21 protein-coding genes and 1 pseudogene are annotated in these 19,940 nt (G+C 60.1%); 12 read left to right on the top strand and 10 right to left on the bottom strand.

Annotated elements, in window-relative coordinates:
• The first annotated feature begins 462 nt into the window (after positions 1–462).
• Positions 463–3,420 (top strand): Ice nucleation protein, encoded by a 2,958-nt coding sequence (locus RHP74_RS10790; RefSeq protein ID WP_311099323.1) that lies wholly within the window; start codon positions 463–465, stop codon positions 3,418–3,420.
• 52 nt (positions 3,421–3,472) lie between these two features.
• Here RHP74_RS10790 and ggt read toward each other — a convergent pair whose 3' ends face one another.
• Positions 3,473–5,200, bottom strand: coding sequence for a gamma-glutamyltransferase (gene ggt / locus RHP74_RS10785; protein WP_311099321.1), 1,728 nt, complete (start codon positions 5,198–5,200; stop codon positions 3,473–3,475).
• A gap of 149 nt (positions 5,201–5,349) precedes the next feature.
• Between ggt and RHP74_RS10780 the strand changes: the two genes are divergently transcribed.
• Positions 5,350–5,865 carry a methylated-DNA--[protein]-cysteine S-methyltransferase gene (locus tag RHP74_RS10780; protein ID WP_311099319.1) on the top strand — a complete coding sequence of 172 codons (516 nt, stop codon included), beginning with the start codon at positions 5,350–5,352 and terminating at the stop codon, positions 5,863–5,865.
• 167 nt (positions 5,866–6,032) lie between these two features.
• Here the strand turns inward: RHP74_RS10780 and RHP74_RS10775 are convergent, their stop codons facing one another.
• The 4 genes and pseudogenes from RHP74_RS10775 to RHP74_RS10760 form a co-directional block, all read right to left on the bottom strand.
• Positions 6,033–6,626: an NUDIX domain-containing protein gene (locus RHP74_RS10775; protein WP_311099317.1), complete on the bottom strand. Its 594-nt coding sequence runs from the start codon at positions 6,624–6,626 to the stop codon at positions 6,033–6,035.
• A gap of 107 nt (positions 6,627–6,733) precedes the next feature.
• A pseudogene (locus RHP74_RS10770) lies at positions 6,734–7,768 on the bottom strand (chitinase); the annotation flags it as partial.
• A gap of 43 nt (positions 7,769–7,811) precedes the next feature.
• The gene (locus RHP74_RS10765) at positions 7,812–8,447 is read right to left on the bottom strand and encodes a lytic polysaccharide monooxygenase (protein WP_311099315.1); all 636 of its coding nucleotides are present in this window, start codon (positions 8,445–8,447) and stop codon (positions 7,812–7,814) included.
• A gap of 221 nt (positions 8,448–8,668) precedes the next feature.
• Positions 8,669–9,106 (bottom strand): hemerythrin domain-containing protein, encoded by a 438-nt coding sequence (locus RHP74_RS10760; RefSeq protein ID WP_145309619.1) that lies wholly within the window; start codon positions 9,104–9,106, stop codon positions 8,669–8,671.
• Positions 9,107–9,257: 151 nt separating this feature from the next.
• On the opposite strand from RHP74_RS10760, the gene RHP74_RS10755 reads away from it, so the two are divergent.
• Entirely contained in the window at positions 9,258–9,689 is a 432-nt protein-coding gene (locus RHP74_RS10755; protein WP_010458941.1) for an N-acetyltransferase, read from the top strand.
• Between the two features lie 142 nt (positions 9,690–9,831).
• On the opposite strand, the gene RHP74_RS10750 is transcribed toward RHP74_RS10755, so the two are convergent.
• Positions 9,832–10,182 (bottom strand): hypothetical protein, encoded by a 351-nt coding sequence (locus RHP74_RS10750; RefSeq protein ID WP_077748753.1) that lies wholly within the window; start codon positions 10,180–10,182, stop codon positions 9,832–9,834.
• A gap of 162 nt (positions 10,183–10,344) precedes the next feature.
• On the opposite strand from RHP74_RS10750, the gene RHP74_RS10745 reads away from it, so the two are divergent.
• The 9 genes from RHP74_RS10745 (at position 10,345) to RHP74_RS10705 (ending at position 15,379) form a co-directional block, all read left to right on the top strand.
• Complete coding sequence (locus RHP74_RS10745) at positions 10,345–10,593, top strand: hypothetical protein (protein WP_008154823.1); 249 nt, start codon at positions 10,345–10,347, stop codon at positions 10,591–10,593.
• 22 nt (positions 10,594–10,615) lie between these two features.
• Positions 10,616–10,945: a DUF6388 family protein gene (locus tag RHP74_RS10740; protein WP_077748751.1), complete on the top strand. Its 330-nt coding sequence runs from the start codon at positions 10,616–10,618 to the stop codon at positions 10,943–10,945.
• Between the two features lie 35 nt (positions 10,946–10,980).
• Positions 10,981–11,685, top strand: coding sequence for a YoaK family protein (locus RHP74_RS10735; protein ID WP_042932182.1), 705 nt, complete (start codon positions 10,981–10,983; stop codon positions 11,683–11,685).
• 222 nt (positions 11,686–11,907) lie between these two features.
• On the top strand, positions 11,908–12,300 hold the full coding sequence (tusD, locus tag RHP74_RS10730) for a sulfurtransferase complex subunit TusD (protein ID WP_010458929.1): 393 nt from the start codon (positions 11,908–11,910) through the stop codon (positions 12,298–12,300).
• Position 12,301: 1 nt separating this feature from the next.
• On the top strand, positions 12,302–12,664 hold the full coding sequence (gene tusC / locus RHP74_RS10725; protein WP_010458926.1) for a sulfurtransferase complex subunit TusC: 363 nt from the start codon (positions 12,302–12,304) through the stop codon (positions 12,662–12,664).
• A complete protein-coding gene (gene tusB, locus RHP74_RS10720; RefSeq protein ID WP_172790609.1) occupies positions 12,664–12,957 on the top strand; it encodes a sulfurtransferase complex subunit TusB in 294 nt (97 codons plus the stop codon). Before tusC ends, tusB begins: the two co-directional genes overlap by 1 nt.
• Positions 12,954–13,289 (top strand): TusE/DsrC/DsvC family sulfur relay protein, encoded by a 336-nt coding sequence (locus RHP74_RS10715; RefSeq protein ID WP_311099308.1) that lies wholly within the window; start codon positions 12,954–12,956, stop codon positions 13,287–13,289. The genes tusB and RHP74_RS10715 overlap by 4 nt, the downstream gene beginning before the upstream one ends.
• Positions 13,286–14,287, top strand: coding sequence for a glycosyl transferase family protein (locus RHP74_RS10710; protein WP_154911561.1), 1,002 nt, complete (start codon positions 13,286–13,288; stop codon positions 14,285–14,287). The genes RHP74_RS10715 and RHP74_RS10710 overlap by 4 nt, the downstream gene beginning before the upstream one ends.
• Before the next feature lie 90 nt (positions 14,288–14,377).
• Positions 14,378–15,379, top strand: a complete 1,002-nt coding sequence (locus RHP74_RS10705; protein ID WP_200668162.1) for a glutathione S-transferase family protein — start codon at positions 14,378–14,380, stop codon at positions 15,377–15,379.
• 134 nt (positions 15,380–15,513) lie between these two features.
• Here RHP74_RS10705 and cysG read toward each other — a convergent pair whose 3' ends face one another.
• From cysG to RHP74_RS10685, 4 genes are read right to left on the bottom strand one after another with little or no spacing between them, the layout of a single operon-like run.
• Positions 15,514–16,908, bottom strand: coding sequence for a siroheme synthase CysG (gene cysG / locus RHP74_RS10700; RefSeq protein ID WP_145309611.1), 1,395 nt, complete (start codon positions 16,906–16,908; stop codon positions 15,514–15,516).
• Complete coding sequence (serS, locus tag RHP74_RS10695; protein ID WP_010458913.1) at positions 16,909–18,189, bottom strand: serine--tRNA ligase; 1,281 nt, start codon at positions 18,187–18,189, stop codon at positions 16,909–16,911. It abuts the gene before it with no gap.
• A gap of 15 nt (positions 18,190–18,204) precedes the next feature.
• Entirely contained in the window at positions 18,205–18,579 is a 375-nt protein-coding gene (gene crcB / locus RHP74_RS10690; protein WP_145309607.1) for a fluoride efflux transporter CrcB, read from the bottom strand.
• Entirely contained in the window at positions 18,580–19,902 is a 1,323-nt protein-coding gene (locus RHP74_RS10685) for a replication-associated recombination protein A (RefSeq protein ID WP_027925133.1), read from the bottom strand.
• Positions 19,903–19,940 lie beyond the last annotated feature (38 nt).

Here is a 19,940-nt window from a genome sequence, read left to right as displayed (position 1 = left end):
AAGGGGTACGCCACCTGCTCCCTGGGGCCGAGCGAAGAGTGCGTACCGTCGATAATGCCGCAAAACACCTACGATGGAATAGCTTGAAATCGCTGCCTGTCCGCGAATTTATCCAGTCGGACACAGCCCGCCCCAACACCGCTAAGCTGAATTGAAAATTCATTAAACCACATCAACTATTACGGTATTACTTTATCTATTGTAACGAACAACATTAAACACTCCCAAAGCACAATAAGTGTGGTCATACCCGAGTCATTGCTTTAGGGTGAATCTTCGATATCGAGAAGTTTCGCCAGGGACTGCGACCTGTTTAATGACAGGACTGCGGCTTTGCCGCTGGCTCTTAATGGATTTCAGCCAGTGACGTGTAAGTAATACCTGACCGTTCTATTTGAACGCTATGGGTACTTACAATCCTGACTCCCGCTGATGCCGTTATATTCATTGAGCACATATGATATGAGTGACAACAAAGTCCTTGTCTTGCGCACTTGCGCCAACGACATGTCGGACCATGCCGGCCAAGTCTGGCCGGACGCCGGCCTGGTGGTGTGCAAGCACTGGAAGCCCAGCAAGAAACTCGAGAACGGCCTGGTCGGCTTATTGTGGGGAGAAGGTTCCTCTACTCAACTGAGTTTGCGAGCCGATGCCAAATGGGTTGTGTGCGAAGTTCACATTGGTCACATTATAAAACTTGATGAAGACGGCATGATCAAGTTCCCGGAGGCGGAAGTTGTTCACACGGGCACTCAAGACAGTTCGATCAATTACATTGCAGCGCACATTGAACACTATCAATCAGCAAACATCCCTTTAATCGACACCCCACTTGAATCACCAAATAAAACTTCCAGTCGCGAATTCGAAAGTCGGCGAGCACAGGGTTACAGTCCTTTCGGCATCGGCGCTAAAACCGACGCCTCGCAAACTTTCGAAACTGCTGTGTACGGCAGTACGCTCACGGGTGGGCATCAAAGTTATCTGCTGGCGGGTTACGGCAGTACGGAAACAGCCGGCGGTCAGAGCTCATTGATTGCCGGTTACGGCAGCACCCTGACCGCCGCCGACAGCAGCTCATTGACCGCCGGGTATGGCAGTACGGAAATGGCTGGCGATGACAGCTCGCTGATCGCCGGGTACGGCAGCACCCAGATCGCCGGGCAGAAAAGCACACTGACCGCCGATTACGGCAGCAGCCAGACCGCCCAGGACGGCAGCACCCTCACCGCCGGTTACGGCAGTACCGAAACGGCGGGAAGCGACAGCTCGCTGACCGCAGGCTATGGCAGCACTCAAACCGCCCAAGAGGGCAGCTCCCTCACCGCCGGCTACGGCAGCACCGAAACAGCCGGATCGGATAGCGCCTTGATTGCCGGTTACGGCAGCACGCAAACGGCGGGACAGGACAGTACGTTGACCGCGGGTTACGGCACCACCCAAACCGCCCAAGACAGCAGCGCCCTCACCGCTGGCTATGGCAGCACCGGCACAGCGGGGCCGGAAAGCTCCTTGATCGCCGGTTACGGCAGCACCCAAACAGCCGGCCACGAAAGCACCCTGACCGCCGGGTATGGCAGCACCCAAACCGCCCAGGAAAACAGTTCCCTGACGGCAGGCTATGGCAGCACCGGAACCGCCGGGTACGCCAGTTCCCTGATCGCCGGTTATGGCACGACCCAGACCGCAGGCTATGAAAGCAGTCTGACGGCGGGTTACGGCAGCACCCTCACCGCTCAGGAAAGCAGCTCCCTTACCGCCGGTTACGGCAGTACGGAAACCGCCGGCGGCGACAGTTCGCTTATCGCTGGCTACGGCAGTACTCAGACCGCCGGTTATGACAGCAGTCTGACCGCCGGCTATGGCAGCACCCTCACCGCGCAGGACGGCAGTTCTCTCACGGCCGGTTACGGGACCACGGAAACCGCCGGGCATGAGAGTTCGCTGATCGCCGGCTACGGCAGTACCCAGACGGCGGGATATGAAAGCCACCTGACCGCCGGTTATGGCAGCACACAAACCGCAAGGGAAAGCAGTGTCCTGACGGCTGGCTATGGCAGCACCGCGACGGCGGGCGGCGACAGCTCGTTGATCGCCGGCTACGGCAGCACGCAAACCGCCGGCCACGACAGCACGCTGACGGCGGGTTACGGCAGCACCCTCACCGCTCGGGAAAACAGTTCACTCACGGCCGGCTACGGCAGCACCCAGACGGCGGGTTACAAAAGCACTCTGACCGCTGGTTATGGCAGTACGCAAACCGCACGGGAAAGCAGTGTTCTCACCGCCGGCTACGGCAGTACCGGAACCGCCGGCAGCAACAGCTCGCTGATCGCCGGATACGGCAGCACGCAAACCGCTGGCTACGAGAGCACGCTGACGGCAGGTTATGGCAGTACCCTCACCGCTCAGGACAACAGCTCCCTCACCGCGGGTTATGGCAGCACCGAAACCGCCGGCTACGAAAGTTCGTTGATCGCCGGTTACGGCAGCACGCAAACCGCCGGTTACGACAGCACGCTGACGGCGGGTTACGGCAGCACCCTCACCGCTCAGGACAGCAGCTCCCTTACCGCCGGTTATGGCAGTACCGAAACGGCGGGTTACGACAGTACATTGATCGCGGGCTACGGCAGCACCCTTACCGCTCAGCACAACAGCACCCTCACCGCCGGTTACGGCAGCACCGAAACCGCGGGCCAGGACAGTTCCTTGATCGCCGGCTACGGCAGTAGCCTGACCAGCGGCATCCGCAGCTTCCTCACGGCCGGATACGGCAGCACATTGATCAGCGGATTGCGCAGTGTATTGACCGCCGGTTATGGCAGCAGCCTGACCTCCGGCATGCACAGCACCCTGACCGCCGGATACGGCAGTAACCAGATCGCCAGTTATCAAAGCTCATTGATCGCCGGTCCCGACAGCACGCAAATTGCCGGGCACAAAAGCATGTTGATTGCCGGCAAGGACAGCTCACAGACCGCGGGTTATCGCAGCACCCTCATCGCGGGCGCCGGCAGCGTCCAGACGGCGGGTGATCGCAGCAAATTGATCGCCGGCAAGGACAGCACCCAAATCGCCGGCGACCGCAGCAAGCTGTTGGCGGGCAGCAATAGCCACCTCACGGCCGGTGATCGCAGCAAGCTGACGGCGGGCGATGACTGTACGTTGATGGGCGGCGATAAAAGCGTTTTGACGGCGGGCAAAAACAGCATCCTGGTGGGCGGCGCCCGCAGCAAGCTGATTGGCAGCCTGGGTTCAACGTTGACCGGAGGCGAGAATGCGACGTTGATTTTCCGATGTTGGAACGGCAAGCGATTCAAGAATGTCGTGGCGCATACCGGCAAGGATGGCGTGGAAGCGCATGTGCCGTATCAGGTGGACGAGGCGGATAACCTCGTCACCAAGCCCGACGAATAACTTTCTCGGTCGGGCCACCCTCGCAGCTTGAGGGTGGCCATGGACTTACGCCTTAGTAGCCGAGCGACAACCCCGTATTCCTGCGCGGGTCGTTGGCCCCATAGAAGCGGTTCTTGCCCACCGGTTTGCCTTCCAGCGAAGGCGCGCCCACCAGGATCGCCGCCAAATGGTTGGGATCCTGCGGCCCGGCAAACTTGTGGCCCCAGCCCTCAAGCATCTTCACCGTGTCCGGACTGGTGGTGAAGGTCTCCAGGTTGGTCTCTTCCGGCAGCCATTGCTGGTGGAAACGCGGTGCATCGACCGCTTCCTGGATGTTCATGCCGTAGTCGATCACGTTGAGCATGGTCAGCAAGGTGGCGGTGATGATGCGACTGCCGCCGGGGGTGCCGACAACCATGACCACTTTGCCGTCCTTGGTGACGATGGTCGGGCTCATGGACGACAGCGGTGCCTTGCCGGGAGCAATGGCGTTGGCTTCGCCTTGCACCAGGCCGTACATGTTGGGCACGCCGATTTTCGAGGTGAAGTCGTCCATTTCGTCGTTGAGGATGACCCCGGTTTTGCTGGCCATCACACCGGCACCGAACCAGTCGTTGAGGGTGTAGGTCACCGACACTGCGTTGCCCCATTTATCGACGATGGAGTAATGCGTGGTGTTGCTGCCTTCATGGGGCGCTACGCCGGGTTTGAGCTCGCGGGACACGCCGGCTTTTTGCGGATTGATCGCCGCGCGGATTTTGGTCGCGTAGTTCTTGTCCAGCAGATGCTCGATCGGGTTTTTAACGAAGTCCGGGTCGCCGAGGTAGCTGTTGCGGTCCACATACGCATGGCGCATCGCTTCGATCTGGTAATGCATGCCCTGGGCCGAGTGGTAGCCCAGATCCTTCATCGGGTAGCCTTCGAGAATGTTCATGATCTCGCAGATCACCACACCACCGGAGCTGGGCGGCGGTGCCGACACCACGTGATAACCGCGGTAGTCACACTCGATCGGCGCCAGTTCGCGGGTCTTGTATTTGTCGAGGTCGGCCTGGGTGATGATGCCCTTGTTGGCCTGGCTGGAGGTGACGATGGCGTCGGCCACCCAACCTTTGTAGAAACCGTCTTCGCCCTTCTCGGAAATTTCCCGCAGGGTCTTGGCCAGATCCTTCTGCACCAGTTTTTGCCCGACCTGCATCGGCTCGCCATTACTCAGGAAGATCGCGCCGGAATCCTTGATGTCCTTCTTGAACACGTCGGTGGCGTATTCCAGCAATTCGACATCGCCCTGCTCCAGCACAAAACCGTCTTCGGCAAGTTTGATCGCCGGGGCGATTACTTCCTTGCGCGGTTTGGTCCCGTATTTCTTCAGCGCCAGTTCCATGCCGGACACGGTGCCGGGCACGCCAACGGCCAAGTGACCACGGGTGCTCAGGTCCGGCACGACGTTGCCCTCTTTGTCGAGGTACATGTCTGCTGTCGCGGCCAGCGGCGCTTTTTCGCGGAAATCGAGGAAGGTCTTGCGCCCGTCCGCCAGTTGAACGGTCATGAATCCACCGCCCCCCAGGTTACCCGCAGCGGGATAAACCACCGCCAGCGCATAACCCACGGCGACAGCGGCATCGACGGCGTTGCCACCGTTCTTGAGCACATCGACGCCTACATGGGAGGCCAGGTGCTGGGCCGTGACAACCATGCCGTTTTCGGCCGCGACCGGGGCCACGGAGGCTGCGTAAGCACTGAGGCAACTGAGCGCCAATGAGGTCGCAATCAGCGATTTGGCAAAAGGTTCGAACTTCATGAGTCGGTCTCTTTTTGTTTTTAGGCTCTGTTTAAAAACGGAGAAAACGCTTCAAAGCAGACGCAAGTATGGCCGGGATTGCGTTTTGCGCCTCCTCGCCGAGGCAGTATGCTTGGCCTCTGTTCAGCCCTTCTGAGGAGTTCGCCGGCATGACTTACACCTTCACCACCCTGGCGTCCCCGGTCGGCGAGCTGAAACTGGTTGCGAAAGATTCAAGACTGGCCGCCATCCACTGGGAAAACGACAAGCCGAACCGGGTTCGGCTTGGCCCGATGAGCGAGGCACCGGATAACCCGATCCTCCTACGCGCCGTTCAGCAGTTGCAGGAATACTTTTCCGGCACGCGCAATAGCTTCGATCTGGAACTGGATTTTGCCGGGACGGACTTTCAGAAGAAGGTGTGGCAGGCGCTGCTGACCATTCCGTTTGGCGAGACGCGCAGTTACAGCGAGATCGCCGAGCAGATCGGCAATCCAAGCGCAGTCCGGGCGGTGGGCGCGGCGAATGGCAAGAACCCGATTTCGATTGTTGCGCCGTGCCATCGGGTGATTGGGGCGTCGGGGAAGTTAACGGGGTTTGCCGGCGGACTTGAGGCAAAGGAACGGTTGTTGACGCTGGAAGGTTGCGAGTGGTCCGGGGCTAGCCGGACGGGCGAGCTGTTTTAAGCCGACTGCCCCCCCCGATCTCTGTGGCGAGGGAGCTTGCTCCCGCTCCAGTGCGCAGCACTGGCAAAAATCTCCGACTAAGCCAGTATTTTGGGGCCGCTTCGCAGCCCAGCGCGAGCAAGCTCGCTCGCCACAGGGTTAAGGGTTCAGATCTCGGGACTCAGGTCTCAGGTAGCGGTGAAGAAATTTTTCATCGCCGCATACTGCAGCAGCATGATGGTCTTCGCATCGCAGATCTCCCCGCGATAAAACGCCTCGAGCGCCTCGTCGAATGTCCACTCCAGCACTTCCAGTTCTTCGGTTTCTTCTTCCAGCCCGCCACCCTCGCTGACTTTCGACGGTGCGTCATATTCGGCGATGAAAAAGTGCAGTTTTTCGGTGACCGAGCCTGGGCTCATGTAGGCCTCGAACACCTTTTGCACGTGGTGCACGCGATAACCGGTTTCCTCTTCGGCTTCGGCGCGGATGCGTTCTTCAGGTGCCGCGCCTTCGAGCAGCCCCGCCGCCACTTCAATCAGCAAACCATCGTGGCCGTTGACAAACACCGGTAACCGAAACTGACGCGTCAGGATGACGGTTCTTTTCTCGCGGTTGAACAACAGAATCGCCACGCCATTGCCACGGTCGTACACCTCGCGGGTCTGGCGCTGCCAGTCGCCGTTGTTACGCAGATAGTCGAAGGTGATTTTCTTCAGCAAGTACCAGTCGTGGGACAACACCTGGGACTCGATGATGTTGACCCGCTCGGCTGTGTTCGCCATCACAACGCATCCTTTTTTCGTCAGAAGGTCCCCATGGTAGGCGAAAACCAAAAAGCCCGGCATCTCTGCCGGGCTTCTTTTTACTGCTGGCTGGCGACGTCAGGTATCGCGCTGTCTTCCTGTGAAGAGAGCTGCTTGCCATTGATCAACGGCCCGTAACGACGGCTGAACTCCCAGTTGTAAGGCACGTGGTCCCTATTGACCCCGTTGTCCCAATTCACCGACCAGGTCATCAGGCCCTTGATAGAAAGTCCTTTGGCGTCGAGACGCTTGAAGGCATTCACCACTGCCGCCGGATTGATCACGTAACCGGTGGCCGCCGCGTCGACGTTGGCAGGCAGGCCGATCACGAACTTGTCCGCCGGGATCTTCGTGAACCCGCGAGTGCCGCTCACCAGGCTTTCGGTCAGGTAAAACAGGAAGTCCTCTTTCATCGCGTCGTTGTTCTGCGCAATCCACGCGCCATTGCCGTTATTGGCTTCCGGCACCCAGATTCCGTCGCCGCCCTGGTTGTAATACTGCGGGGCGATGAAGTCGTAATAGCCTTCCAGGGCCTGGAGATAACCGACGTACTTACCGGCAGTGGTCAGGTACGGAAACTCCGGCGCCATGCTGATGATGAAGTGTTTGCCTTCACCGGCGTAATGGTCCTTGACCAGCTTCAGCGCGGCAGGCAGGACGCTCTTGTTGTCGGCGAAATCAATCGCGCTCTGTTCAAGATCGATGTCCAGCCCATCGAAGCCGTAGGTTTCCACCAGACGGATGATTTCGTTGGCCAGCGGCTGTTCGTTACCTTTGTGCAACTCGATGTGCGCGTCGGCGCCGCCGAGGGAAATCAGCACCGCCCTGCCCTGACTGTTCAGCACGCCGACCTGGCGACGGAACTCGGCGTCGGACAAGTTGTACGGCTTGAAGGTCGGGATGCCGTTGCCCTTCATGAAGGCCACGGCCACCACGTTGTAATCCTTGGGCACATCCTGCAGCGCGATGTTGGCGAACTGGCCACGCTGATAACCGTCGCTCGGCCCGGCGGGCCAGTTGTGCCAGAAGCCCATGAGGATCTTTTTGCCGGCAATACTCGGCATCAACGAAGCGGCGTCGGCGAGTGGCGATTTCAATAACGTAAAGTCGAATTTTGACATGTTCTATTCCTTCAGAACGTGTGGGGGGATTAACACTGCGGGCTTACTTGAAGTCCACGTCGAATGCTTGGTAGAAGGCGTTGCCGGTGTTGGCCACGATCCACATCAGCACGATCACGTGATGGCCTTTCTTGTTGCCCGGCAATTTCACTTCGTGGTTGATCTTGGCTTTCATCTCGGCGGAATGGCTGTAGTACGGGACCTGGGTGTAGAAGTCGTCGAAGAACGATGTCGGCTCCAGTTGCGCACGGCCGATGCGCTGTTCCGGGCTCCAGCCATCCTTGGTGATGAACCAGCTGTAGCCACGGGTGACATGGGGCGCGGTGTATTCCCAGGTGACCTTGAAGGTCTGGCCCGGATCGACGTTCAACAAAGGCCAGGTGAAGGGGCGGCCGAGCCTGACGCTCATTTCCTTGTTGGTGAAGTTGATGCAGTCTCGGGCATCCGTCTTGCCACCGCTGAGGATGTAGCGGTCGGCAGGTGGCGTGACACTGTCGCTGTCGGTTTGATACGGCGCCGGAAAAGGCCCCGCCGTCAGCGAAGGGAAGTTCTTGCCGCCTTCCATTTCGTTGACTTGCCAGCTACTCAGCAACCCCAGCTCTACGGCGACCGCACCGCGGCTGGAGGGGGATGTGACACGACCGTGTCGAAGTTGAGGTTGAGTCTGTGGTTGGTTCATTTTTTCACTCCGTTGATTTTGAGATCTCTCCTTCCTGAGGAGAGGCCTCCAACCTAACGGCGCTGTTTTTTTTGTCCATCAGCCCATTTGAGCCCCGAATGAACCCGCCTTCGCAGATCACTCGCAAATACTGGATATAAAACCAGTACCCTGATCCAAGTCCTACGTCCTGTGTAGCAAAAGGATTACATCACCAGGTAGCAATCGGGGCATCGTACCGACTAGGGAAGCTGTGCCTTGTATTCCTTTTCGTATTGGCCGGCCAGGGCCTCTTTCTGCTTGTCGTCGAGCAGCTTGCCGGCCATCTGGAAGAACTTCTGCTCTTCCTCTTCCAAGTGATGATGAACCTTCTCGGACAGCTTCTTGGCGGTCGCCAGCCAAGCCGGGCTGGACATTTGTGTCTCATCCAGCTCCTCCATCATTTCGTCCATCTCATGGTGTTCGGAGATGGCGTGGCGGCTGAGATCGACGCCATTGTCGAACGCCATCAGCGGGATGTAGAAATGGCGCTCTTCGGCGGTTTCGTGGGCCTGGAGTTCAGACTTGAGCTGCTTGTAAGCCTCGACCCGCTCCGGGGTGTCGCCGCTGGTCTTGATGAGCGCTTTGGCATAGGTGCGCTGGCGGTCGTGACTTTCACGCAGGGCTTCAAAAATATTCACGGGTGATCCTCATTGGCCGCGTTCCGGAAGGACGCTCTTCAGGCTAGACATCCGGGCGCGAGCGAGGGTTCCACTCAAGGGGCTGGAACAACCGCAGGGGGTCGCGTTAGGCTTGCGGCTGTTGCCCCTCATGGCCATAAGGATTGAGCTGATGGAACTGCGTATCGAACAGTCGCAAAACCCCACCGAAGCCGAGGAGCAGGCGATCCTGCTGCCGTTGCGCGCCTATAACGCTTCAAAGGCCGGCGTTTCGAAGCAGGAGCCCATTGCCCTGCTGATTCGCGACGAGCATGACGAGATTCTTGGCGGTCTGTATGGTCGGGTTTTTTATCAGTGGTTGTACATCGAGTTGCTATCGGTACCGGAACAGGGTCGGGGACAAGGCATAGGCTCGAAGTTGATGCGGATGGCCGAAGACGTGGCGCGGGAGAAGGAATGCATCGGGGTCTGGCTCGACACCTTCGACTTCCAGGCGCCGGAGTTCTACAAGAAGCTGGGCTACAGCGAGGTGGGGCAGATTGTCGACTACCCGCCGGGGCATAAGCGCTTCTTTTTCCAGAAGCGCCTGATCAACGACGCATAACCTGCTCGTATGATCCACACCATCCAACTGTAGGAGTGAGCCTGCTCGCGATCGCGGAGTGACATCCAACATTGATGTCGACTGACCCGCCGCTATCGCGAGCAGGCTCACTCCTACAGGGGATGGGGGTCAACGCCTCAGGTCAGAGGCAGGTCGCCAGCGCCGCCAGGCGGCGCTTGGCCACAAAGTTATCTTGCTGTGCGTAGTAACTCAACACGGTGCCTGACGCATCGGTGGTCACGTCGACAAAGGACTCCGCAGAACGCGTGTAAACGGTGGACCCACCCTTCTCTCCCGGCTGCAAATACGCGCCGGCATCGACACCGAACACTGCCTCGTCCTGCCAGGAAAACTGCACGCACTGGGCGACGACTTTTTCCGGCTTGTCCGATTTCAGGGTTTTGTAAGGGGCTTTGGTGCGGGCATCGTTCATCACCGAGCCGGCGCATCCCGCCAGCAACGTCACGGCCAGCGCCACCATCAGAATTCGCATTGTGTTCGCTCATCAAGAAAAAGCGGACTGTATCACCGTGGCACGGCGTATCGTTCTGCTTTACTTCATTTATACCGCGACATCGCGTGACGATTCGCGCACCCTGTCGCGCCATTAACGTCGCATCGCCCGTTTTTTCCGGGCTCATTTTCTGGAAAGGTCATGACACCCAACGCCGAGTATTACAAACCGACCGCCGAATACGCTGACAAGCTGATCAGCCAGATCGGTCAGACGCCGTCCTGGATCGCCAAGCGCATTGGCGTCACCGACAAACGAATCCGTTACATCCTCGACGGCGAACGCACCGTCAAAGGCGAGACCACGCCGATCCAGATGACCTACCCCGAGCAGTTTGCCCTCGAGTGCCTGGCGGCTGCGGCCAAGGCCAGCAAGAAGCAATCTTCGTAAACCCGGGCCTCAAGGAGCGACCATGGCGGCAACCGAACAGCAACACGAAAAAGCGCTGAAGAAGTTTCTCGATGAGCGTCCTGAGCTGCGCAATGAGCTCGACAACCTCAACCCGCTGTTGGCCCAGGCCAAAGGCGAGACTGCGGCGCAATATCGTGACGAGCGCTTGCATGAGGCCTTCGAGGCCGAAGCCGAGCGCCTGGGTCTGTTTGCCTGGGAGCTGACATTGCAATTGACCGCCGTGACGCCTGAAGACTACGATTCTCAGCGTCTTGAAGTGCACAAGGAAGTGGCCGAGATGGCCGGTATGGACTGGCTGGAGTATTGCGAACTACATGGATTGATCAAGTGACCCTGATGGTCGCTGCCTGAGGACGACTTTCGCCGATGTTGCCATCTCTCTCGACTTCTCGCGCCAGCCCGGGCCATCTTCATATCCAGAAATGGCGCGGACGCATCGGCATGGTGCTGGTGGCCGCGCTCTCGGTGCTCGCCGGCATGACTGACGCCATCGGCTTCATGGCCAGCGGCGACTTTGTCTCCTTCATGAGCGGCAACACCACCCGCCTCGCCGTGGCCATCAGCGACGGCGATCTCGGGCTGACCCTGCGCCTGCTGATTCTCGTGACCACCTTCATTGTCGGCAACGCCTTGGGCATTGTCGTCAGCCGCCTCGGTGGCCGCCGGGCGCTGCCCTTGCTGCTGGGCATCGCAATGCTGCTCTGCGGCGCCGCGGCCTGGCCTTTTGACGAACAATTGCCGGCACTGCTGGCGACAATCATCGCCATGGGCATGCTCAACGCGGCGGTGGAGGAAGTGAACGGCTTGCCGGTCGGCCTCACTTACGTCACCGGCGCCCTGTCGCGCTTCGGGCGTGGGCTGGGGCGCTGGATGCTCGGTGAGCGGCGTAATGGCTGGCGGGTTCAGTTGATTCCCTGGACGGGGATGTTTGCCGGTGCCGTGCTCGGCGCGGTGCTGGAACACCACCTTGGGCTCAAGGCGTTGTTTGTCAGCGGGTTGCTGGCGGGCGCGATTGGATTGCTGTCGCTGAAGATTCCACGGCGATGGCAGTTGGGGTATATGCCGCGTTGAGCGGGTTATCACGTTCCGCATTGATGTCGCCTGACAGGCCGCTATCGCGAGCTGGCTCGCTCCCGCAGGGTTCTGTGGTGGATTTCAGTGTCATGCACCACCAAATACCTTGCAGGAGCGAGCCTGCTCGCGATGGCCGCGACTCGGTCTACGAGTAAACCCCCTTCGCCGCACTCGCGATAAAGCTTTATCATGACCGCAGTTTTGCTGATCGAGTCCGTCATGAAGTTCGCCATCGCGCTGTTTTCCGCCGCCCATGCGCCCTCCTCGCGCCGTGCCTTGCTGTTTGCCCAGGCAGCGCTGGCCGGCGGGCATGAGATTGTCCGGCTGTTTTTCTATCAGGACGGCGTCTACAACGCCTCCGGCAGCGTGGTCACGCCGCAGGATGAGCAGGACCTGCCCAAGCAATGGCGCGCCTTTGTCACCGAGCATCAGCTGGATGGCGTCGTGTGCATTGCCGCCGCCCTGCGCCGTGGCGTGTTGAACGCAGAGGAAGCCGGACGCTATCAGCGTGACGCCGTTGCCGTAGGCGCACCGTGGGAATTGTCCGGCCTCGGCCAGTTGCATGACGCGGTGCAAGACGCTGACCGCCTGATCTGTTTCGGAGGCGCGTGAGATGGCTAAATCTTTGTTGATTATCAGCCGCCAGGCCCCGTGGTCCGGGCCGAACGCTCGGGAAGCGCTGGACATCGTGCTGGCTGGTGGCGCGTTCGACCTGCCGATTGGCTTGCTGTTTCTCGATGACGGGGTGTTCCAGCTCGCTGCGAAACAGGACGCCAAGGCCCTGCAACAAAAAGACCTGAGCGCCAACCTGCAAGCGTTGCCGATGTTCGGTGTGGAAGACCTGTATGTCTGTGGCCACAGCGCTGCCGAACGAGGTCTGGACCTCAACGGTCGGTCGCTTGAAGAAGCCCGGGTGCTGGCCACCCAGGAAGTCACTGCACTTATTGACCGTTACGACCAGGTGATCACCCTCTGATGTCGACTTTGCATGTGTTGTCTCATTCCCCGTTCAGCGATGACCGCCTGACCAGTTGCCTGCGCGTGATCGGCACAAACGACGCGTTGCTGCTGACCGGCGACGCCGTCTATGCGTTGCAACCGGGCACCGCGCCGTTCAACGCGCTGAATGCCCGCCCGTTGAACCTGTTCGTACTGGCCGAAGACGCCCAGGCCCGTGCGTTGGCGGTTCCTGACGCGGCCAAAGCCATTGATTACCCCGCCTTCGTCGAGTTGTCGATTCACTACGACAAGGTGAACAGTTGGCTATGAATTCCCTGACAGTCGGCGCACGTGCCATCAAGTTGGACAAGGACGGTTTCCTGGTCGAACTGAGTGACTGGTCGAGCGAGGTGGCCAGCGCCCTCGCCGCCGCCGAAGACATCCAGTTGAGCCCGGAGCACTGGGAAATCCTCGAATTGCTCCGCAACTTCTACGCCGAATTCCAGCTATCCCCGGCCACCCGACCGCTGATCAAGTACACCGCGTTGAAGCTCGGCCCGGAAAAAGGCAACAGCCTGCACCTCAACCGACTGTTCAAAGGCACCCCTGCCAAACTCGCCGCGAAACTGGCGGGCCTGCCCAAACCGACGAATTGCTTATGACTGACTTTCCAGCGCTGACCCTCGAAACGCCCGCCGAACACCCGTTCGCCCAGTTCGTGCGGATCCTCGGCAAAGGCAAGCGCGGTGCCCGCGACCTGACCCGGGCCGAAGCGCGTGAAGCCATGGGCATGGTGCTCGACGACAAGGTCGAGGACACCCAGCTCGGCGCGTTCCTGATGCTGTTGCGGCACAAGGAAGAAAGCGCCGAGGAAATGGCCGGTTTCACCGAAGCCCTGCGCGAACGGTTGAACCCGCCAGCCCTGGCGGTAGACCTGGACTGGCCGACGTATGCCGGCAAGAAGCGTCACCTGCCGTGGTACCTGCTGGCGGCCAAATGCCTGGCGCAAAACGGCGTGCGCATCTTCATGCACGGCGGCGGCGCCCATACGGCCGGCCGGCTCTACAGCGAACAACTGCTGGAAGGGTTGAACATCCCGTTGTGCCGCGACTGGCAACAGGTCGGCTCGGCGCTCGATAACGGAGGCCTGGCGTTTATGCCGCTGGTGGATTGGGCACCGCAGTTGCAGCGCATGATCGACCTGCGCAACACCTTGGGCCTGCGTTCGCCGATCCACTCCCTCACCCGCATTCTCAACCCGTTGGGTGCTCGCTGCGGCCTGCAAAGCATTTTCCACCCGGGTTACCAGGCGGTGCATCGCGATGCCAGCGGCCTGCTCGGCGACACCGCGATTGTGGTCAAGGGCGACGGTGGCGAAATCGAGATCAACCCGGATGCCGACAGCCACCTGTACGGCACCACCGGCGGCGAAAGCTGGGACGAGGAATGGCCGCAGTTGTCGAGTCAACGCCACGTCAAACCCGCCTCGCTCGATCCTGAACATTTGAAAGCCGTCTGGCGCGGTGACGTGGTCGACAGCTACCCGCAAATGGCCTTGATCTCGACCATGGCCCTCGCATTGCGTGGCCTCGGTCAGACCCGGGAACACGCCTTCGAAACGGCGCAGCAGTATTGGGACGCTCGGGACAGATCGATTTAACCGATCATAACCCTCGAACCTTTGCGCTATTTAATCGAACCTATATGAATAGACTCCTCTCCAACGCTTATTGATTGAGGAGTCTTGAACATGGGTTTGTTAGTTGAAGGTCGCTGGCAGGACCAGTGGTACGAAAGCAGCAAGGATGGCGCGTTCCAGCGCGAACAGGCGCAACGTCGCAACTGGCTGACCGCCGACGGCAAGCCCGGCCCGACGGGCGTCGGTGGCTTTGCAGCCGAAGCTGGCCGCTATCACCTTTATGTATCCCTCGCCTGTCCGTGGGCGCATCGCACGCTGATCCTGCGCAAACTCAAAGGCCTCGAAAACCTGATCGACGTCTCGGTGGTCAGCTGGTTGATGTTGGAAAACGGCTGGACCTTCGACCAGAACCTGGGCTCGACCGGCGACAAACTCGATCATTTCAATTTCATGCACCAGCGCTACACCGCCGATACCGCCGACTACACCGGTCGCGTCACCGTGCCGGTGCTCTGGGACAAACAGCAAAATCGCATCGTCAACAATGAATCAGCGGAGATCATCCGCATGTTCAACGGCGCCTTCGATGACCTGACCGGCAATGACCTGGATTTCTACCCAGCCCCCCTGCGCGGCGAGATCGATGCGTTGAATGAGCGGATTTATCCGGCCGTGAACAACGGCGTTTATCGCGCAGGGTTTGCCACGTCACAGCAGGCGTATGAAGAAGCGTTTGATGATGTGTTTGCCGAACTGGATCGATTGGAGCAACTGCTGGGCGCCAACCGTTACCTGGTCGGCGAGTACCTGACCGAAGCGGATATTCGGCTGTTCACCACGCTGATTCGCTTTGATGCGGTGTATCACGGCCACTTCAAGTGCAACCTGCGGCGGATTGCCGATTATCCGAATCTGTCGAACTGGCTGCGGGAGATTTACCAATGGCCGGGCGTTGCCGAGACGGTGGATTTTCAGCACATCAAAAATCATTACTACGGCAGCCACAAGACCATCAACCCGACCGGGATTGTGCCGAAAGGGCCGACGCAGGATTTCACAGCAACCCATGATCGGGCGCGGTTGAACGGGAAAGGGGTTTGGCGCAGGGCCTGAGGTTTGTGCCGTTTTTGAAGCTCCCAATCGCTAGCAGGCTAGCTCCCACACTGGATGTGTGTCGTTCTCAAATCCCCTGTGGAAGCTAGCCTGCCAGCGATGGGCCGGGGTCGCGCTCGACCGGCTCGGTCCGATCAGACTTGCGCCTGAGCCCCTTCAAACCAGGCCAGTTTCTCGCGCAATTGCACCACTTCCCCAACGATCACCAGCGTCGGCGCATGCACTTCATGCTCCGCCACCAGTCGAGGAAGATCAGCCAGCGTACCGGTAAATACCCGCTGATTGACCGTGGTGCCCTGCTGAATCAGCGCCGCTGGGGTGTCCGCCCCGCGACCGTGCTTGATCAGTTGCTCGCAGATGATCGGCAAGCCCACCAGCCCCATGTAAAACACCAGGGTTTGTGCCGGCGCAACCAGGTCGGCCCACGGCAAATCGGTGGAACCGTCCTTCAAGTGCCCGGTGACAAATCGCACCGACTGCGCGTAATCGCGATGGGTCAGCGGAATCCCGGCATATGCCGCGCAACCGCTGGCGGCGGTGATACCCGGCACGACCTGGAACGGGATGCCATGGGCCGCCAGTTCTTCGATCTCTTCACCGCCACGACCGAAGATGAACGGATCACCGCCCTTCAATCGCACGACCCGCTTGCCTTGCTTGGCCAGGTCGACCAATTGCTGATTGATCTGGTCCTGCGGCACCGCGTGATCGGCGCGACGCTTGCCGACGTAGACCCGCTCGGCATCGCGACGGCACAGATCGAGAATCGCCGGGGCGACCAGGCGGTCGTAGAGCACCACATCGGCTTGCTGCATCAGGCGCAAGGCACGGAAGGTCAGCAAGTCGGGATCACCGGGGCCCGCGCCCACCAAATACACTTCACCGGTGGCGACCGGCGCTTCGCCATTGATCTTCGCCAGCATCAGGCGTTCGGCTTCAGCACCCTGCCCGGCCAGTTGCCGGTCGGCAATCGGGCCCTGGAACACATCCTCCCAGAATGCCCGACGCTGCTGCACGTCCGGGAACAGGCGTTTGACCTGGCTGCGAAAACGCGCCGCCAGACCGGCCAGTTGACCGTAGGTGGACGGAATCCAGGTTTCCAGTTTGGCGCGGATCAGCCGCGCCAGCACCGGCGCGTCGCCGCCGCTGGACACCGCAATGATCAAGGGAGAACGGTCGACGATCGCCGGGAAGATCACGCTGCACAAGGCCGGCGCATCCACCACATTGACCGGCACGCAACGCCGATGGGAATCAGCGGAAACTTGCGCGTTCAGCGGTTCGTCGTCGGTGGCGGCGATGACCAGCCCGCAACCGTCCAGGTCCGCTTCAACGTAGCCCCGTAACAGGCACTCGCCGCCGCTGCCGACAACCAGCTCGCGCAGCTGCGGTTCGATTTGAGGTGCGACCACCCGCAGCAGCGCACCGGCTTCGGCCAGCAGGCGGGATTTGCGCAAGGCAATCTCCCCCCCACCAACGACCAACACACGACTGCCGCGAAGGTTATGGAACAGCGGCAGATAGTCCATTTAGCCGATGACCTCGAGGCCACCCATGTACGGTTTCAGCACTTCAGGCACACGGATCGAACCGTCGGCTTGCTGGTAGTTTTCCAGCACCGCCACCAGGGTACGACCGACTGCCAGACCCGAACCGTTCAGGGTGTGAACCAGTTCAGGCTTGCCGGTTTCCGGGTTGCGGAAACGCGCTTGCATACGACGGGCCTGGAAGTCGCCGCAGTTGGAGCACGACGAAATCTCGCGGTACTTGTCCTGGCTCGGGATCCACACTTCAAGATCGTAAGTCTTGACTGCGCTGAAGCCCATGTCACCGGTGCACAGTGCAATCGTGCGATAAGGCAGTTCCAGCAGTTGCAGGACTTTCTCGGCGTTGGCCGTCAGACCTTCCAGCGCGTCCATCGAGGTCGACGGTTCAACGATCTGGACCATCTCGACCTTGTCGAACTGGTGCTGACGGATCATCCCGCGAGTATCGCGACCCGACGCACCGGCTTCGCTGCGGAAGCACGGCGTGTGGGCGACGAACTTGATCGGCAGCAGCTTCGAATCGACGATCTCGCCGGCGACGATGTTGGTCAGCGACACTTCAGCGGTCGGGATCAGGTACAGATCGGCTTCGCCTTCGCGGCTGATCTTGAACAGGTCTTCTTCGAACTTCGGCAGTTGACCGGTGCCTTGCAGCGCCGGGGCCTGGACCAGATAAGGCGTGTAAGCCTCTTCGTAACCGTGTTCGCTGGTGTGCAGGTTGATCATGAATTGCGCCAGGGCGCGATGCATACGGGCGATCGGGCCGCGCAACAGGGCGAAACGGGCGCCGGACAGCTTGGCGGCGGTTTCGAAGTCCAGCCAGCCGAACTTCTCGCCCAGGGCCACGTGGTCCTGGACCGGGAAATCGAACGCGGTCGGGGTACCCCAGCGGCGCACTTCGACGTTGCCGTCTTCGTCATCACCGATCGGCACGGATTCGTGCGGCAGGTTCGGGATGCCGAGCAGGATCGAATCCAGATCGGTCTGGATCCCGTCCAGCTCGACTTTACCGGCACTCAATTCGTTCGCCATACGCTCGACGTCGGCCATCAACGGCGCGATGTCTTCGCCACGCTGCTTGGCTTGACCGATGGATTTGGAGCGCGCATTACGTTCAGCCTGCAGTGCTTCGGTGCGGGTCTGGACGGTCTTGCGCTGTTCTTCCAGCGCTTCGATGCGCGCGACATCCAGCGTGTAGCCACGGGATGCCAGGCGGTCCGCTACGTCCTGAAGGTTGCTACGTAACAGTTTGGAATCGAGCATGTCGGTCTCTCGTTATCAAAGTTTGGTCAAGGACAGGCCAGCCCAGGTGGCGAGCAGCCCGCCGAATACGCTGATGGCAGCATAGCCCAGGGCCAGCGGCATTTGCCCGGTTTCGAGCAGGCGCACCGTATCCAGTGAAAAGGATGAAAAAGTCGTCAGCCCCCCGAGGAAGCCGACCATCAACCCGGCGCGCACCTCGATCGGCACCTCCGGGCGTAGCAAAAACAGACCGTATAGAACGCCGATCAGCAAACAGCCGACGATATTAACGGCCAGCGTCGCGGTATAGAAGTGCCGCGGCCAATTAGCGTTGACCCAATTACCGGTGGCAAAGCGCAACAGAGTCCCGGCGGCACCGCCAACGGAAACAGCAATGACCAATGGAATCACTTATTTTCTCCGCTGCCGGGGGCTTAGACGGTCAAGTTGTGCAAGGTGATTGAGCTTTTCGCCGATCTTCAGCTCCAGGCCGCGAGGCACAGGCTGATAGAACGGTTGCGGCTCGAGTTCTTCCGGGAAATAGTCTTCGCCAGCGGCATAGGCGTCCGGCTCATCGTGGGCATAACGGTATTCATCGCCGTAACCCAATTGCTTCATCAGCTTGGTCGGTGCGTTGCGCAAATGCAGCGGCACTTCCAGTGATCCGTGTTCGGTGGCGCTGCGCATGGCGGCCTTGAACCCCATGTACACCGCGTTGCTTTTCGGCGCACAAGCCAGATAAGTGATGGCCTGGGCCACCGCCAACTCGCCTTCAGGGCTGCCGAGGCGCTCTTGCACTTCCCACGCCGCCAGGCACAGGCTCAGGGCCCGCGGGTCAGCGTTGCCGATGTCTTCGCTGGCCATGCGCACCACGCGCCGGGCCAGGTACAGTGGATCGCAACCGCCGTCGATCATCCGCGCGAACCAGTACAGCGCGCCGTCGGGATTGGAGCCGCGCACCGATTTATGCAGCGCAGAAATCTGGTCGTAGAACGCTTCGCCACCCTTGTCGAAACGCCGACGGGTATCGCCGAGCAGACTTTGCAGCAGATCGACGCCGATCTCGCTGTTGTCTTCTGCCAGGTCCGAGGCGTTTTCCAGCAGGTTCAGCAGCCGCCGGCCATCGCCATCGGCAGCCGACAGGAGCATCTGGAAGCCTTCATCGCTGAGGGTCAGCTGGCGCTTGCCCAGGCCACGCTCTTCGGTCAGCGCCCGATGCACCAGTTTGCGCAGGGCCGCTTCGTCGAGGCTTTTGAGCACGTAAACGCGTGCCCGGGAGAGCAACGCGTTGTTGAGTTCGAAGGAAGGGTTTTCCGTGGTTGCGCCGATGAAAATCAGCGTGCCGTCTTCAACGTATGGCAGGAATGCATCCTGCTGCGACTTGTTGAAGCGATGCACTTCATCGACGAACAGGATGGTGCGCTTGCCGTACTGGCCGGCCTGCTGCTTGGCGATTTCCACCGCCTGACGGATTTCCTTCACGCCCGCCAGTACCGCCGAGACCGTTTCAAAGTGCGCATCCGAGACTTCCGCGAGCAACCGCGCCAGGGTGGTTTTGCCCACGCCCGGCGGGCCCCAGAAAATCATCGAGTGCAGGGCACCCTGCTCCAGGGCTTCGCGCAAAGGCTTGCCGCGAGCCAGCAGGTGTTCCTGACCGACGTACTCGTCCAGATTGGCTGCGCGCAAGCGGGCGGCCAAGGGTTGAGCGATCGGGGCACTGCGAAACAGGTCCATCACGTGCGGTTGAAACCTCGCTTTATTACGCAGTTCTC

The sequence above is a fragment of the Pseudomonas sp. SG20052 genome (assembly GCF_031766055.1).
GTDB classification, from domain to species: domain Bacteria; phylum Pseudomonadota; class Gammaproteobacteria; order Pseudomonadales; family Pseudomonadaceae; genus Aquipseudomonas; species Aquipseudomonas mandelii.
This window is presented reverse-complemented; position numbering and strand designations above follow the sequence as displayed.